Here is a 14,201-nt window from a genome sequence, read left to right as displayed (position 1 = left end):
GACCAAATTTTTCGTTCATTAGCTGAGATCGTGTTAATACTTGGGTTTCACGGTTGTTGGGTTAATAATGTTAAGTAGTAAACAATTTGCTTTTTCATAAATTACTAACAAGTCAGTTATTTACAATAACACCTTGAAGGGCTATTTTTGACTTAGCCGAATGTCAGTTATTCGGAAGGTGTCTTTCCAATACTTCCAGCATCATGTTGTTGTCAGGATGCAATGCCTTTTGTTGTAATTCCCTGGCCAGTTCATAAAAGTCATCTCCTGGCGTAGTCGTTCGTGACATATAATCGAGCAATATCTCATTGAATGTGTCACAGACGAATTGGCAAAACTCGGGTAATCTACCTTCGTCTAATAATCGCGTAAAGTAACTTTGCCGATCATCAGCTGAGATTATGGTACATTTATAAATTTTTGAGGTGTCCGTTCCATTAAAAAAATGTGGCATTAACGTCGCGATCAGCCCATGATCTGTCAAGATATGGCTGGTGATTGTCTGGTATATCTTTTCAAGTTCTAAATGGGCATTCTCAGGCTTATGCCAAGAATCAAAGTTTTTTCTGCTACTTAACTTAATTTGCTCTTTGCTCATTGTTAACAGAGCCGATTTAACCTCCTGCATTCTGAATGAATCAAAATACAATGCAACATTTGCTAAATACCAGCGGCTCAAGAGTTCCGGGTTACCTGTTTCTGGAATTTCATGACCCGAAAGTCCCAGGTAGGGTTTATTTAAGCACTGTGCAATATTAGCGGTGCTGGCTCCCGGTGCATAAATGGGGATGTTGGAAAAATAACAAACCAACTCAAATAATCGCTTCGGTAAAAAGCCGAATTCAAATACGGTAACATTATCTTTAATTGATTTCTCAGTGGTAAAGTTTAAGGAGTAATTAGTTGAAAACTGTATCTTACCGGTATCACTGAGTTCTTTTTGTTTTTTTTCAGACAGGTATTTTTTTTCGTTGTGTGGTGCAATAATAATGATAGGTTTGTCACTGAAACACGCCTTGGCAGTGTTTGTGTAGTTGTAATACGTATATTTTGACATCCCGGCATAATGATAAGAAAGGGCTAAATATATCTTTTTTTCCTTGGCTGATTGAAATAGGTCGGTAAAAAATTGAGCTAATGTTTCGGTATCATTATCAGTACCAAGTGTTGCTGGATTCATTGTTTGTAAAATGTTAGCGATCTCCTTTTTCATTAACTCTGGTGTTGACGTATTTTTACTGACTTCGTATGGATAAACAGGCAGATGATTTTCCTCATTTTGCAGGAGGTCAACCTCTACACACCTAGGGAACCATCGATAATTAGTTATTTGAAATAACGGGGCTTTTGGTGTTGTTCTAAAAGCGTCCCAAACTGTGTAAATTTGCAGTGTGTTTTTTGATAAAAAGTCGGTTGGTATTCTACGTTGTACTATGAATGGAATACCAAAGATCTCATTGGGTCTTGTCTTCGGCGAGGAGGATCTGTGACTCCCGTGAATGATCGAATCATCAATATCACGGTCAGGTAAGCCAGAAATAAGATTTGGTAATTTAGTGCTGAGAGTGTGTTCACAGCCAGAAAAGCGAATTTGACGTAAAGTGCCAGGAGAAAGTCTGACAAAATTCCTTAAAAATTCTATATACAGGTTTAAATTACCATAGCCATGATTATATGAGCGATTTTCTACCAGGAAAACGATTTCTTCAACTTTTCCAGCTTTAGTTTGTAAAGAGGTGATTCTATTCATGGATGAGGCCTGAATCGGTGCCTTTTTGAAAAAATTCTCTAGAAAAGATATCCATTGTTTGTCCTTTGGTATCAAGCAATCAACTTGCTGAAGTGTACTACTTTCAATAATTGAAGACTTTTTACGATTTTTTGCTTTTGCCGAGACTCCCCAACATGCTGAACTTTCATAAGCGGTTTTTTTTCGATCATGCCATTTCATTCCTTTATTGGTTGGAGCAGAACAATGCTCTGGTTCAGACAGGTTGTCAGGTGATAATTTTTCCAGCGTATTTTCTGGTTTATTAAGCTGATTTATGACAGACGTTACAAAAATATCATTTTCAAAGATTTTTTTTGTATTGTGGTTTTCCGGGCTGACATGGTCATCAGCAATATTCCGGGTATCTTTTTCTCGTTCAATTATTTCTTCTTGTTTTATCCGTTCATTGGTGAATTGAGGTTGAAATGTAGAGTTATTACTAATCATGAATGTATCTCCAAAACAATTTTTCGTTACTGGCTGAAAAAGCGTTAATACGTGTATTTTGCTGCTTTTGTGTTGATAATTATTTAACGGTATAGCATTAAGAAGATCTTGAAATGGTTATAACTGCATAACTGAATGTCCCAATAGGTACTACGAGAATTTATACTATAGGAGGTTAAGAATTATTCCACTGCAAGGATTGAAAAGAGGTATGTGTGCTCAATCATCGGGCTATGCCAGGATGTTGAATAGACACTTGATCTACCTCAGATAAGATCTAGACTGCTCATGTTGTAAGTCAACGGGTGATATTGAAAACAGTCGTCAAATATTCCAGGGTAGTTAAAGAGGAAATCATAATGACACCGATTTCAGCCCGGGCTTCAATTGCCACTGCTAATATCAGTGATCCTGCCGATGTTCCGGAAAAATCCCCAACGGCCACTTTTTCTCATCGAAATGTTCGTTTTACAATGGATCTTCCCTCGAAAAAAATACAGTGCAGCGGTGAAAACCATTTAATAACATCGATAGCGCAGTGTCTGGGAGAAGGGCATCTTTTGTGCCGGGATTGTCAGTTGACCTCCAGCCCCGGAACCCTGGCTGAAATGCCCAAATGTCCACTTGACGGCTCCGATGTCGTGGATGATATTGCCGAAACCCGCAGTTTCGGGCACACAGAGATACCTTGCCCTTCTGCTACCACATTTGAACCTCGCCATGAACCGGCCTGTACCTGGAAAGGCGCTTACCGTGAGGTCAAATCTCACCTGGATGAATGTAATGGAGTTCCCGACAGCACCAAATTAATGATGCAGGGTCAGCAGCTAAAAGAGCTGCAAGCACAACTCATGAATTCAGAGAAGAAACAAAGTGCGAGGATACAATCTCTGAATCAGAAATATGAAGCGCTGGATCAAGGAACGCTTCGGCTATTGAAACGAGATGCAGAGAACCTGCTGCCATTATTGACCAGAGCCGTTCTCTGCTTAGGCAATGCGAATCGGAGCATCGACAGATTACGAACGCGGCTTGATCGACTGGAAGAACGCACTGGTAACATGGAGCGGCAATTCAATAGTTTTGTTTTCCGAAGTGCCCGGCAATCAGCTGCCGAGAGTTTAGCCGCCGAGCAAAGATACCTGATTAACCTGCAGCGATATTACGTAACGGTTGGAAGTTTGTCTCCCATGGAGTCGTCTGACAATACAGGTAGATGTGTTGACGTTTTTTTATGGCGAATAGATGGGGTCCAGTCATGGCTGGCAGATGCCGCAACAAAGAAAGATCAGAGTCATTATTGTCCGGCAGTCTATACAACAGACCGCTACTGTGTGTCCGGACAACTTTCTTCTTATGAACAAGCCAGTGCAAGAGGTTTTCTTGGGGTCTATATCGCTGTGTGGAAAGGTCAATACGATGAGCAGATTCACTGGCCAATGAATAAGATGATCACGGTGTCTCTGGTTAATCAAAATGACCCTGCCAAACGTGCAGGGGGAATGTTTGCCTCCAAGGAGAAGCCGAGCTTCCAAAAACCGCAAAAGCGGGTAAATAGCGGATGGGGCTTTTCTAAATTCCTGGCGCTGAATGATCTGAGCAATCCTGAAATTGTGCAAAATGACTCCCTGCTTATAACGATTAAACTGGAGGATCCCCCACCCGGCTCTGGTGCATCGGAACGGCATCATTAAGGATAGAAGTAGCAATCAAATATGGCTTCACAAATGGATATGATGCTTATGCGAAATGAGTTCGCATAAGCACATTGTCGGGTGTCCCTGTGCTATCTCTCAAAGTCTGCTATGTTCATGGCTCGTTCAATAAAAACAGGTAGTACCTATGTCACTGGAAGCCAAGGTAAACGCTCTCGACTATGCGTTCCAGGAAAACAACAAAATCCTTGAAGCGACTCATGGAGTTGTATCCCTGATCCTTAATGAACAACGTGAGAAGTTCAAAAAGGTTGATGCGTTTATTGCAGAACAAAAAGCATTCAATAAAGAGGTTAATGCGTTTATTGCAGAACAAAAAGCATTCAACAAAGCGGTTGACCAGCGTTTCGACAAAACCGAAGAGTTGCTTATTCAAATCGTCAACCACCTTGCCAGCAAGTAACACGCCACCTAACGAATAAGGATAGATTGCGCCGTTGAATCAGAGGTTATTGTGAATTACCTTTCTTCCGCTGTTGATCTTCCGGTTGTGCATACAACCCAACCGCACGGTTACCACACTCCGGATCCGCATCCGGCATCCACTTGCCGTAACGCCTGGCAATCATGGTCCAGTCGGCATGCCCCATCTGTTTAGCTACCCACATCGGGTGTTCACCGGACGACAGCATCATGGAAGCATAGGTGTGCCGTGTCTGGTACGGATTGCGGTACAGGACACCGGCCTTTTTCAGTGCCGGTGTCCACAGGGTTTTGCGAATGGGCTGGTCACCGGTCCACGGTTCATTGGTGCGTGGATTGTGGAAAACGTGCTCCCCTGCCAGGAATGTCCAGGTCTTCTTGTCGTTCAGCCAGTTGCTCAGGTAACCACGGGCAAAGGCGTCCCCCGGCATCCTGGCGAACTCTTTCGCCCTGGGGGATTCGGGGAAGGTCTCCGCATAATCGAAGGTGCCTTTATCAATGGCGTCCATGATCGCTGCCCGGTGCCTTGCCGCCCGCTTCATATTAGCGGGGGTGGGCTTGAGCCGAAGCCTTTCCCGGCATCGCTTTCCCTTATAGGGGAAACTGATCTCGATGGTGCTGTTGCTGACGGCCCTGACGCCTGTTGTCCCCTCTCTACCCATTGTTCATAATCCCTGATGCTGACTACGACCCTGTTGCCGGAGACGTGGATATATTCCCTCCCTTCGGTCCAGATTTTTTTACTGATGCGTTTGTAAACCCAGCTGGGCTTCCAGCCGGTGAGTTCACAGAACTTCTCAATCCGTATGTAATTCACCATGACATCCCTCCCCCAGATAATTGGCGCGACGGGTAACGTCGCTGGCTCTGTCTCTGCTTCTTCTTCTGCCTCGTGGCTATGGCTTTGGGCCGAGCTCGTCGATTTGTTGTTGAAACCAGGCGTGAGAGCCGCGCCCCACCTCCCTGTCCGCTTCGTTGCAGGGCACCAGCTTGTAACCGGGCAGCATGTCGGCCACCAGGTCTTTGATGTTTTCGCTGGTGGCCAGGGCCACGTTGTAGGGCAGTGCCAGTGGTGGCATGAGTTTGCCGTTCTCGACAATCAGCAGGTAAGGCTGGGCAAGGGTTTCCCTGGGTTCCGGTTTGGGTTCGGGTGGTATTGGCTGGTGGCTGGTTTGCCTGTCGGCCAGGGCGCGGTCAAACATATCGGTGAACAGCGCGGCGGTGTTGTCGGGCTTCGGTGTGGCCGGTGGGGTGTGCAGGTCGGCTTCCATCTGGTTGAAGCAGTTGATGTTCGCCTCTTTGAATTTGGCGGCCTGTTTGCAGCCCATGACCAGGAACATGAAGCCGTCTTTGGTCATTTCGTAGAAGGGTAATTTACGGCCAGTGCTTTTTCTGGATAGTGGCAAACGGACGCGGGTGTCAATGGCATTGTGTAACTCCTGGTTAAAAGGCTTCTGGCGGTGATAGCAAAAAATGCTATCATTAAATCCATGAACCGAAAACACGCAAAAACCCTTGAGGCGATCTTTGCCGAACCGGTGAATGGCAACCTGGAGTGGCGCAAGGTAGAAGCGCTGCTGGTGGCCCTTGGGGCAGAACGCACGGAGCCGGGCGGCTCGGCGGTCAGCTTTGTGCTGAACGGTGTGCGGGCAGACTTCCACCGCCCACACCCGGACAAGGCTTCACTGAGATACCGGATAAAAGACGCCCGGCGCTTTCTCGAAAACGCAGGAGTGAAACCATGAATAAAATGAAATACCGGGGCTATCTGGCCCGTGTGGAATACGACGATGAAGACCGGATTTTTGTCGGGCACCTTGCCGGAATTCAAGACATTGTCGGCTTTCATGGCACCACGGTGGATGAACTGGAACAGGCTTTCCATGAGTCTGTGGATAACTACCTCGCCATCAGCGAAACCACCGGCAGGCCTGCCCAGAAGCCCTGCTCCGGAAAACTGATGCTGCGGGTTCCACCGGAGCTGCACGCCGCTGTGATCATGGCGGCTGAAGCCAATGGCCAGAGCATTAACCAGTGGGCGACGGAGGTATTGGGCAGAGAGGCGCATGGTTAGTTTCTCTTCCGTTGTGGCAAATCGGCGGTCAATCGAAACGCCAGTTCCCTGGCACCGGCAATCAGGAAACGATTCAAACGGCTGACGCATTCCGTTTCCTGTGACTCTGTCGCCTGTAAAAGGTTGATCAGGTGGCGGCGCAGGTCTTCGCTGTTTTCCAAATCAGCAAAGACGTCATTAATGGAGTAATCCACACCGCGCACCGTGACCGGTTCATCATTGATCAAACAACAGGGTCAGGCGATCGGTTTCGACAAAGCGCTGTTGCAGGCGCTTTTCGTGGTCAATGGCTTTGGGTCGAAAGGGCAATACGTTGCTCATGGTCTGACCTCGTTGTTGTGATAGTGGCTGGTGGCCTGTGGTTATCGGTGGCTGTTTATCGTGGGCAACTCTGCTTCCAGTAGCTGGAGCTCTGGCAATGCCTCGGCGATCTCCTGACAGACGCCTTTAAAGTCATCTTCAATGACCTGCTCCGGTTCAATCAGCTGGTACCAGATGGTGAGCTGACCTTCATGGATGCGATAACGCAGGCGGGCTTTCAGCTCGTACTTATCACCGTTATGGAAGGGAGCAACGCCGATGGTGAATTCCTCCGGCACCTCCACGGAGCTTTTCTTTTCGTTCAACAACAGCATCAAGGGAACCAGTGCGCCTTACGCAAAGGCTACAGTTACTCAGCCTGTTCATAATGTTCATCAAACGTAGACGATCTGCATGGCAGAACTCTTCCGTCTACAACCAGAATCCAGTCACCCTTGCAGAAAGCAACATCCCCTATTTTTGGATTTTCCAAATACAGCCGTTCTACCTCTGTAAAAAGACAACTCATTCAGTGACGTGCAACCCCGGTTACTCGGACAGCTGCTGCCAGAATGCGGCAATAAGTGGATTCTTTAACTTCTTTTCCAGTACACACAGCCCAACTTGATAAGGCTTAAGTTCCGGACTGACGGTTAACACCTGAACGTTTTCAGCCAGCGGGCTGTTATTCAAGACAATCTCAGGAACCACACCGACACCAAACCCAAGGCTGACCATACTGACAATGGCTTCATTGCCAGCCACCTGGGCATAGATTTGTGGTTGCCTGCCATTAACCTGAAACCAGGCATCCAGTCTTTGCCTTGCTATTCCTTTCTCCTGCAGAATCATGGGAATGCCTTCAAAGTCATTAACCAGCAGGGATTTGGCGTTAAGGGTTTCTGCCAGCAGGGATTCAGCAGGGGCAATAAACCGTAGCGGTGAAACGGCTATTTGCTGAAATGCCAGTCCGGCAGGAAGGTTGTCAGGCCTGGCGGCGATGGCCAGGTCTTCCTGTTCGGTTAATACCCGTTGAATCGCTGGCTCAGGATCACCGGTATGCAGTTTGATTTCAATGCCCGGGTATCTTGGTCGAAACTGGCTGAGTATCTCATAGAGAAAGCTATAACTGGCGGTGACTGAGCAATACATGCTCAATGAGCCATGAAGTTCCCCGGCACCAGCCACCAGTTCATGATGAATTATGTCCCATTGCGAGAGCGCTTCACGGGCATAAGCCTGGAATCGTTTGCCTTTTGGTGTGAGCGAGACACTTCGATTATTTCTTTCAAACAGTGTTACCCCCAGCTGATCTTCCAGCTGCTTGATGTTGCGACTAAGGGTTGACGGGCTGACATGGCAAATAAGGCTGGCCCTGTTGAAATGCAGGGATTCTGCCAGTGCGAGGAACTGTTTCAGAGGGCGAAGGTCTATAGCCATAAATAAATCAAGATTATTTCATGTTTTGCAAGCTTAAGTTGCAAATATATCACTAAATGCAACTATACGCAGAATCACCTATCGGTTATGGTGTACTCCACGTTGGAAGAGCGGCGACTGTGCGAAGCCGCTGTGTAAATAACAAGCCTAAATCCACCGGACCGGTGTTTTCTTTCAGGAGCTATTCGATGAAAGTTTATTACGATAAAGACTGTGACCTCTCCATTATCCGTGGCAAAAAAGTCTCTATCATTGGCTATGGCTCTCAGGGGCATGCCCACGCTAATAACCTGAAAGACTCTGGTGTTGAAGTAACGGTTGGCCTGCGTAAGGGCTCCTCTTCCTGGGCCAAGGCGGAAGCAGCCGGTCTTTTGGTGGCAGAAGTACCCCAGGCTGTTGCCCAGGCTGATGTGGTTATGATTCTGACTCCGGACGAGTTTCAGTCCCAGCTTTACAGGGAGGTGATTGAACCGAACCTGAAGCAGGGAGCGACCCTGGCTTTTGCCCATGGTTTCGCCATCCACTACAACCAGGTAGTACCTCGTGCTGATCTTGATGTCATCATGATTGCCCCCAAGGCACCGGGCCATACTGTGCGCTCAGAGTTTGTTAAAGGCGGCGGCATCCCAGACCTGATTGCTATTTTCCAGGACGCTTCCGGCCAGGCCAAAAACGTTGCGCTCTCCTACGCGTCTGGTGTCGGCGGTGGTCGTACCGGCATTATCGAAACGACGTTTAAAGACGAAACGGAAACCGACCTTTTTGGTGAACAGGCCGTGCTTTGTGGTGGTGCTGTTGAGCTGGTCAAGGCCGGTTTTGAAACCCTGACGGAAGCGGGCTATGCACCGGAAATGGCTTACTTTGAGTGTCTCCACGAACTCAAGCTGATTGTTGATCTGATGTACGAAGGTGGTATCGCCAATATGAACTACTCCATCTCCAACAATGCGGAGTACGGTGAGTATGTGACTGGCCCACGGGTTATCAACGACGAGTCCCGCAAGGCAATGCGTGAAGCGCTGAAAGATATTCAGAACGGTGAGTATGCCAAGAAGTTTATCTCTGAAGGTGCTCTGAATTATCCATCCATGACCGCCTATCGTCGCAATAATGCGGCCCACCCGATTGAGAAAGTGGGTGCTCAGCTGCGTGAAATGATGCCCTGGATCACTGCTAACAAGCTGGTTGATAAAGAGAAAAACTAAGACTGGGTATTTAGAGTTGCCACTCGAAAAAACAGGATATTTCGCAAGAAATATCCTGTTTTTCGTTAAATATAAAGAGCTGAAAATCAGGGCTGCTTGAGCGCTTGAATAAACTGCCGTGACTGGTCAATGGAAACCTGCATATCACTGATCAGGCGATCAATATCTGCCTTGATGGTGTTGAACTCCCCTTTTAATGCGCTAATAGCCCGGGCGTTCAGGTTATGCTTCAGATAAAGCACCTGATCCTGAAAGGCATCCAGTACCGGCTGCATCCGTTGTTCAGATTTTTCCAGGCTGACCATCATTCGCTGATACTGACGGCGGGTGTCTTTCAGCTTTTGGGCACTGGCCCTGCGCAGACTATCGCTCTTGTAGAGATTGAGTTCGTCTTCCCATTCGTCAAACAGCGCATCAGACACATTCTGGACACTGGCAATGCGGTCTCTTACTCGCTCGGCAGCGGCCAGGCTGTCCTGGTATTCTGAGTTCAGGTCATTGTAGGCGGCTTCCAGGTCGCCACCCTCAAAGTTGATAACACTCTGGAACTGCTCCAGTGCACTTTGGAATTGCACCTGTGCCTGCTCCTGTGCAGTTTGGGTATCTTCAATGCGATCCACCATAATATCGCGCTTATGGATGCCTACTTTTTCCATGGCGCTGTAATAAGTGCTCTGGCAACCGGCCAGCAGGAGCGTCGCTACGAACAGGGTGGCTGTCTTCAGTGTTGCAGTTTTCATCGGTGATTCTTCTCAATGGCGTCGATCAGTTCTTTGTTGCGTTTGTCGGCCAAATGGCTATTCACCACAAACAACGCATGGATAACACCCGGCAGCCAGGCACATAAGGTAAGGATGATATTCAAGATCACTTGAAATGGCTTACCACAAAGTAGCACAGCCAGCGGCGGTAAAATAATGGCCAGAAAATAGCGCATAACCTGTCAACCTGTTCACTAATTAACTATTGCCCGATTTTGTATCACAATGCTTTTTCGGCATAAACCGGCCATTTTCAGCATTTCACAACCTGTGGTGTTTTGGCAAACACTGTGCTCAATAACCCGTTATGGTTGGGAGCATAGCAATGCTGGGTATCCTTGGGGGAATGGGGCCGCTGGCTACCGTGGATTTTATGCAGAAAGTGATCGCCCTGAGTCTGGCGAACAGCGATCAGGAGCATTTGCCGATGCTGGTACACGACGTACCACAAATACCTGATCGCAGTGCCTGCATTTTGCATGGGTGGTCAGTGCCTGGTTTCGGAGGATCTCGCCCAGCTACAGGCGATGACTGCGATTTACAACATTAAAGTCGGTCGCCCGGAACAAGGCTCTCGGAGTATGCAGATGGTATTTGATGGCCTGCTGGCTTTCGATATCGAAGCGTTGCTGCAACGCCATTCCTCAGTCTCCCCTTTGGCACCACTGAAATGCGCACGGCCAACCACTTTTTCGCCTGACTGGAAAGTCCGGGCCGATTCCGCTGCTGGGCTACAGTTCCGGGGCTTTTATGGGGCGTCAGGTGAGCGGCCTGCTGAGAAAAATCGACAACCTGCCCCGTTTTCAGCTGGTGGACTTTGTCGGTCTGGATCAGCGGGAGAAGTATTGGGGCTCTATTGAAATCAAGCTTTACCGAAATGATGTTCGTCTGCACGCCGGCGCTGAGCGGTTTTGGTCTGCACTTGGTAAACGATGTCAGCAGGGGTGGTCACTGACCTAATGTTTGATCTGACGGTGTCCCTCAAAAAGCGTATTCGTGATACAGTCTCACGCTGATTCTGTAATGATGAGCAGATGCACTAATGACTGAGAAAATGGAAAAGCCGGAGAGTAATAAAGATGCCGTCGACGGTTTTTTTCCTGTAGACGAGCACGAAGAAGAGGTGATTGAAGAAGGGCAGGCGATCCGTCGCAAAGGGATCTACCTGTTACCCAATCTTTTCACCACCGGCAACCTGTTTTGTGGTTTTTACGCCGTTATCGCTGCGCAGGCGGGGCATTTTTCCCTGGCCTGTATTGCCGTATTTGTCGCCATGATTCTGGATGGTCTGGATGGTCGTGTTGCCAGGATGACCAACACCATGAGCAAGTTTGGTGAGCAGTATGACAGCCTGGCTGATATGGTCACCTTTGGTGTTGCCCCGGCCATGGTGGTCTTCAGCTGGGCGCTGCAGGATCTTGGCAAGTTTGGCTGGATGATTGCGTTTGTCTATGCAGCTTGCGCAGCCCTGCGGCTGGCCCGGTTTAATGCCCAGATTGAAGTCACCGACAGTCGCTACTTTACCGGCCTGGCCAGTCCGGCGGCGGCGGCGGTAGTGATTGGTATGGTATGGGCATTAAGTGACTTTGGTTTCGATGGTGAGTCCACCCTGGTAGCCTTACTTGGCGCGCTGATTACCGGGGGGGCTGGTGTCCTTATGGTCAGCAATATTCGCTATCAGAGTTTTAAGAAGATTGATCTGAGAGGTCGGGTACACTTTGTGTTTCTGCTGGCGATGGTTCTGGCCTTTGCCGTGGTGTTTATGGACCCGCCCCGAACACTGCTGATGATCTTTCTCGCTTATGCCTGCTCTGGCCCAATTACCGCGATCTGGCGGCTTGGTGAAAACAAGAGTGATCACGAAGAAACGGTTTAGTTTCTCTTTGCTTCTTGATAAAGCCGGCATTGCTGGCTTTTTTATACCTGCGAGAGAGGGAGGCTTGAGCTTGGCAATATCCCTTGGCATTATGTGGAAATGCGGCCTTTCATGTGATCGCCTCGCCAGAATGACCGTAATAAAAGCAGTGTTTGGTAAGGAGATATCATGCTACTGAAAATAAAAAAACGCTCAGATATCGGCAGTAGTGAAATTACACCCGAGCCTGTCTATCATGACCGAAGACGCTTTATGCAGCAGTCCGGGCGTTTTGCTTTGGCCGGGCTGGGGCTGATGTTGGCAGGATGCTCGCAGGAAGGCGAAGCCAAAGCCATCAGTAAAAAAACACAAGACGATGTTATTCCTTCTCAGCCGGGTCCCGAATGGCTAAAAAAGCAGGTTATTGCATTTAACCCTAACGTTTACACGACGACTGAAGTACTTACACCATATCAAGTGGTTACTACCTACAATAACTTTTACGAGTTTGGCACAGGGAAAGGTGATCCGGTCAGGAACGCTCATTCTCTGAAAACAGATCCATGGTCAGTGGTGGTGGAAGGTGAGGTTGCAAAGCCTGGTCGATACCATCTGGAAGATATTCTCAAGCCTCATGCGATGGAAGAGCGCATCTATCGGCTGCGATGTGTTGAAGCCTGGTCCATGGTGATCCCCTGGATTGGTATCCCCCTGGCCAATATCCTTAAGCAGTTTGAGCCGACGTCCAAGGCCCGTTTTGTCGAGTTCACCACGCTGCATGATCCTGAGCAGATGCCGGGGCAGAAGGCATCCTTTGGCTCTTTGGACTGGCCTTATGTTGAAGGGCTGAGAATCGATGAAGCCATGAACCCGCTGACCCTGATGGCGACCGGGCTATACGGCGATATCTTGCCCAATCAGAATGGTGCACCGTTCCGACTGGTAGTACCCTGGAAGTATGGTTTCAAAAGCATCAAATCCATAGTGAAAATTCGTCTGACCGAACAGCAGCCGAAAACCACCTGGGAAACCTCAGCACCTCAGGAGTACGGGTTCTATGCCAATGTAAACCCTGCGGTTGATCACCCTCGCTGGAGTCAGAAACATGAACGACGGTTGCCAAGCACACTGCTGGCACCTAACCGGATTGAGACTCAGCCTTTTAATGGCTATGGCGAAGAAGTTGCTGACTTATACAAGGACATGGATTTAACACGCTTTTACTGAGTTGTATAAAGGACAGGGCTATGGATCGGGTTGCCAACATCAAGCTTGCTGTATTTCCTCTCAGCCTTTTTCCATTAGCCGATCTGATCATAAAGGCTCTGGAAAACAAACTGGGGCCAGACCCTGCCAGCGCTCTCACCCACGGGCTGGGAGAGTGGGCATTAATATTTTTGCTCTTATCGCTGGCTGTCTCACCAGTACGACGGCTGACGGGTATAGGAAAACTGATCCGGTTCCGGCGGATGCTGGGTTTATTCGCCTTATTTTATGCAGTTTTGCATCTATTGGCTTACCTGGCTTTTATGCTGTCCTGGGAATGGCAGACACTGTTAGAAGACCTTTATAAGCGTTCTTATATTATTGTCGGTGCTTTTTCACTATCGATTCTGGTTGCGCTGGGTGTGACTTCAACAAAAAAAATGATGAAGCGGCTGGGTAGGCAGTGGAGCCAATTACATCGACTGGTCTACGTTGCTGCTGTTCTTGCGGTTATTCATTTTCTCTGGCTGGTTAAAAGTGACTATACGGAACCTGTCATTTATGGCGCTTTACTGGCGACCCTGTTGCTGCTGAGGACCCGGGTGTTTTCTCTTGGCAGAAAGCGGTAGCTATATTTCCAGATACTGTAAATAAGATTCATTTTATTCGCATTGTGACAGTGTTCGGTCTGCTGTATCGGGAGACTGAAACATAAAACTGATGTCGTATACGTGCTAACCGAGGGTTGGCACAGTCATTCAATTGCGTATAATGCGCCCCACTTCCAAGGACTGACCCAAACGGTCATCCACGGATCGGCAGAATGAATCATCATCGTTGACCGGGAAGTGCGGTTTGAAAATGGGTTGTTTTGAAATGAATGAAAAACAACCGGTTGACAAATCAAGCTGGCGCGGTAAGATGCGCCTCCGCTGACAGGGCTTGAGAGCAACGTTAGCGAGTTGGAAAGCTTCTTTCTTCTTCTGAAAAACGAATGCTTGACA

At 48.1% G+C, this 14,201-nt stretch carries 21 protein-coding genes and 1 pseudogene; 9 read left to right on the top strand and 13 right to left on the bottom strand.

Translation table 11 applies throughout. The features are described from left to right. Positions 1-163: 163 nt before the first annotated feature. The gene (locus J7439_RS19445) at positions 164-2,218 is read right to left on the bottom strand and encodes a hypothetical protein (protein ID WP_209203612.1); all 2,055 of its coding nucleotides are present in this window, start codon (positions 2,216-2,218) and stop codon (positions 164-166) included. A gap of 518 nt (positions 2,219-2,736) precedes the next feature. Beyond that, entirely contained in the window at positions 2,737-2,895 is a 159-nt protein-coding gene (locus J7439_RS19440) for a hypothetical protein (protein WP_209203611.1), read from the bottom strand. A 132-nt stretch (positions 2,896-3,027) separates the two neighbouring features. Between J7439_RS19440 and J7439_RS19435 the strand changes: the two genes are divergently transcribed. Beyond that, entirely contained in the window at positions 3,028-3,912 is an 885-nt protein-coding gene (locus J7439_RS19435) for an MATH domain-containing protein (RefSeq protein WP_209203610.1), read from the top strand. A 148-nt stretch (positions 3,913-4,060) separates the two neighbouring features. Then, on the top strand, positions 4,061-4,336 hold the full coding sequence (locus J7439_RS19430; protein WP_209203609.1) for a hypothetical protein: 276 nt from the start codon (positions 4,061-4,063) through the stop codon (positions 4,334-4,336). A gap of 46 nt (positions 4,337-4,382) precedes the next feature. Here J7439_RS19430 and J7439_RS19425 read toward each other — a convergent pair whose 3' ends face one another. The 3 genes and pseudogenes from J7439_RS19425 to J7439_RS27550 form a co-directional block, all read right to left on the bottom strand. Beyond that, the gene (locus tag J7439_RS19425) at positions 4,383-5,018 is read right to left on the bottom strand and encodes an Arm DNA-binding domain-containing protein (RefSeq protein ID WP_209203608.1); all 636 of its coding nucleotides are present in this window, start codon (positions 5,016-5,018) and stop codon (positions 4,383-4,385) included. Between the two features lie 44 nt (positions 5,019-5,062). Next, positions 5,063-5,176, bottom strand: a pseudogene (locus J7439_RS27555) (excisionase family protein); the annotation flags it as partial. A gap of 76 nt (positions 5,177-5,252) precedes the next feature. Continuing rightward, entirely contained in the window at positions 5,253-5,861 is a 609-nt protein-coding gene (locus tag J7439_RS27550; RefSeq protein WP_209203607.1) for a Rha family transcriptional regulator, read from the bottom strand. On the opposite strand from J7439_RS27550, the gene J7439_RS19415 reads away from it, so the two are divergent. After that, positions 5,847-6,101, top strand: a complete 255-nt coding sequence (locus J7439_RS19415) for a type II toxin-antitoxin system HicA family toxin (protein WP_209203606.1) — start codon at positions 5,847-5,849, stop codon at positions 6,099-6,101. The two genes, J7439_RS27550 and J7439_RS19415, sit on opposite strands and share 15 nt — an antisense overlap. Next, positions 6,098-6,430, top strand: a complete 333-nt coding sequence (locus J7439_RS19410; protein WP_209203605.1) for a type II toxin-antitoxin system HicB family antitoxin — start codon at positions 6,098-6,100, stop codon at positions 6,428-6,430. The genes J7439_RS19415 and J7439_RS19410 overlap by 4 nt, the downstream gene beginning before the upstream one ends. On the opposite strand, the gene J7439_RS19405 is transcribed toward J7439_RS19410, so the two are convergent. The 3 genes from J7439_RS19405 to ilvY form a co-directional block, all read right to left on the bottom strand. Continuing rightward, positions 6,427-6,657 carry a hypothetical protein gene (locus J7439_RS19405; RefSeq protein WP_209203604.1) on the bottom strand — a complete coding sequence of 77 codons (231 nt, stop codon included), beginning with the start codon at positions 6,655-6,657 and terminating at the stop codon, positions 6,427-6,429. The two genes, J7439_RS19410 and J7439_RS19405, sit on opposite strands and share 4 nt — an antisense overlap. A gap of 135 nt (positions 6,658-6,792) precedes the next feature. Beyond that, on the bottom strand, positions 6,793-7,065 hold the full coding sequence (locus J7439_RS19400; RefSeq protein WP_209203603.1) for a DUF2303 family protein: 273 nt from the start codon (positions 7,063-7,065) through the stop codon (positions 6,793-6,795). Between the two features lie 214 nt (positions 7,066-7,279). Continuing rightward, on the bottom strand, positions 7,280-8,164 hold the full coding sequence (gene ilvY, locus J7439_RS19395) for an HTH-type transcriptional activator IlvY (RefSeq protein ID WP_353623088.1): 885 nt from the start codon (positions 8,162-8,164) through the stop codon (positions 7,280-7,282). A gap of 194 nt (positions 8,165-8,358) precedes the next feature. On the opposite strand from ilvY, the gene ilvC reads away from it, so the two are divergent. Continuing rightward, the gene (ilvC, locus tag J7439_RS19390; RefSeq protein WP_209203601.1) at positions 8,359-9,375 is read left to right on the top strand and encodes a ketol-acid reductoisomerase; all 1,017 of its coding nucleotides are present in this window, start codon (positions 8,359-8,361) and stop codon (positions 9,373-9,375) included. 86 nt (positions 9,376-9,461) lie between these two features. On the opposite strand, the gene J7439_RS19385 is transcribed toward ilvC, so the two are convergent. The 4 genes from J7439_RS19385 to J7439_RS26655 form a co-directional block, all read right to left on the bottom strand. Further along, the gene (locus J7439_RS19385; RefSeq protein WP_209203600.1) at positions 9,462-10,115 is read right to left on the bottom strand and encodes a DUF2959 domain-containing protein; all 654 of its coding nucleotides are present in this window, start codon (positions 10,113-10,115) and stop codon (positions 9,462-9,464) included. Beyond that, positions 10,112-10,312, bottom strand: coding sequence for a YqaE/Pmp3 family membrane protein (locus J7439_RS19380; RefSeq protein ID WP_101749129.1), 201 nt, complete (start codon positions 10,310-10,312; stop codon positions 10,112-10,114). The genes J7439_RS19385 and J7439_RS19380 overlap by 4 nt, the downstream gene beginning before the upstream one ends. A 77-nt stretch (positions 10,313-10,389) precedes the next feature. After that, complete coding sequence (locus J7439_RS27545; RefSeq protein WP_286198441.1) at positions 10,390-10,617, bottom strand: hypothetical protein; 228 nt, start codon at positions 10,615-10,617, stop codon at positions 10,390-10,392. A 37-nt stretch (positions 10,618-10,654) separates the two neighbouring features. Next, entirely contained in the window at positions 10,655-10,777 is a 123-nt protein-coding gene (locus J7439_RS26655; RefSeq protein ID WP_286196742.1) for a hypothetical protein, read from the bottom strand. Positions 10,778-10,886: 109 nt separating this feature from the next. Here J7439_RS26655 and J7439_RS19370 point away from each other — a divergent pair, with 109 nt between their 5' ends. The 4 genes from J7439_RS19370 (at position 10,887) to msrQ (ending at position 13,826) form a co-directional block, all read left to right on the top strand. Continuing rightward, positions 10,887-11,096 (top strand): hypothetical protein, encoded by a 210-nt coding sequence (locus J7439_RS19370; protein ID WP_209203598.1) that lies wholly within the window; start codon positions 10,887-10,889, stop codon positions 11,094-11,096. An 82-nt stretch (positions 11,097-11,178) separates the two neighbouring features. Next, positions 11,179-12,012: a CDP-diacylglycerol--serine O-phosphatidyltransferase gene (gene pssA / locus J7439_RS19365; protein ID WP_209203597.1), complete on the top strand. Its 834-nt coding sequence runs from the start codon at positions 11,179-11,181 to the stop codon at positions 12,010-12,012. Between the two features lie 168 nt (positions 12,013-12,180). Continuing rightward, positions 12,181-13,218 (top strand): protein-methionine-sulfoxide reductase catalytic subunit MsrP, encoded by a 1,038-nt coding sequence (gene msrP / locus J7439_RS19360; protein ID WP_209203596.1) that lies wholly within the window; start codon positions 12,181-12,183, stop codon positions 13,216-13,218. A gap of 20 nt (positions 13,219-13,238) precedes the next feature. Then, the gene (msrQ, locus tag J7439_RS19355) at positions 13,239-13,826 is read left to right on the top strand and encodes a protein-methionine-sulfoxide reductase heme-binding subunit MsrQ (RefSeq protein WP_209203595.1); all 588 of its coding nucleotides are present in this window, start codon (positions 13,239-13,241) and stop codon (positions 13,824-13,826) included. Between the two features lie 125 nt (positions 13,827-13,951). Here the strand turns inward: msrQ and J7439_RS19350 are convergent. Then, the coding region (locus J7439_RS19350) for a hypothetical protein (RefSeq protein ID WP_209203594.1) at positions 13,952-14,201 on the bottom strand (250 nt) is incomplete at its 5' end.

The organism is Salinisphaera sp. G21_0, assembly GCF_017744115.1.
Taxonomy (GTDB): Bacteria; Pseudomonadota; Gammaproteobacteria; order Pseudomonadales; family Endozoicomonadaceae; genus Endozoicomonas.
The sequence above is the reverse complement of the archived record's forward strand: the minus strand, read 5'-3'. Positions and strand labels throughout refer to the sequence as shown.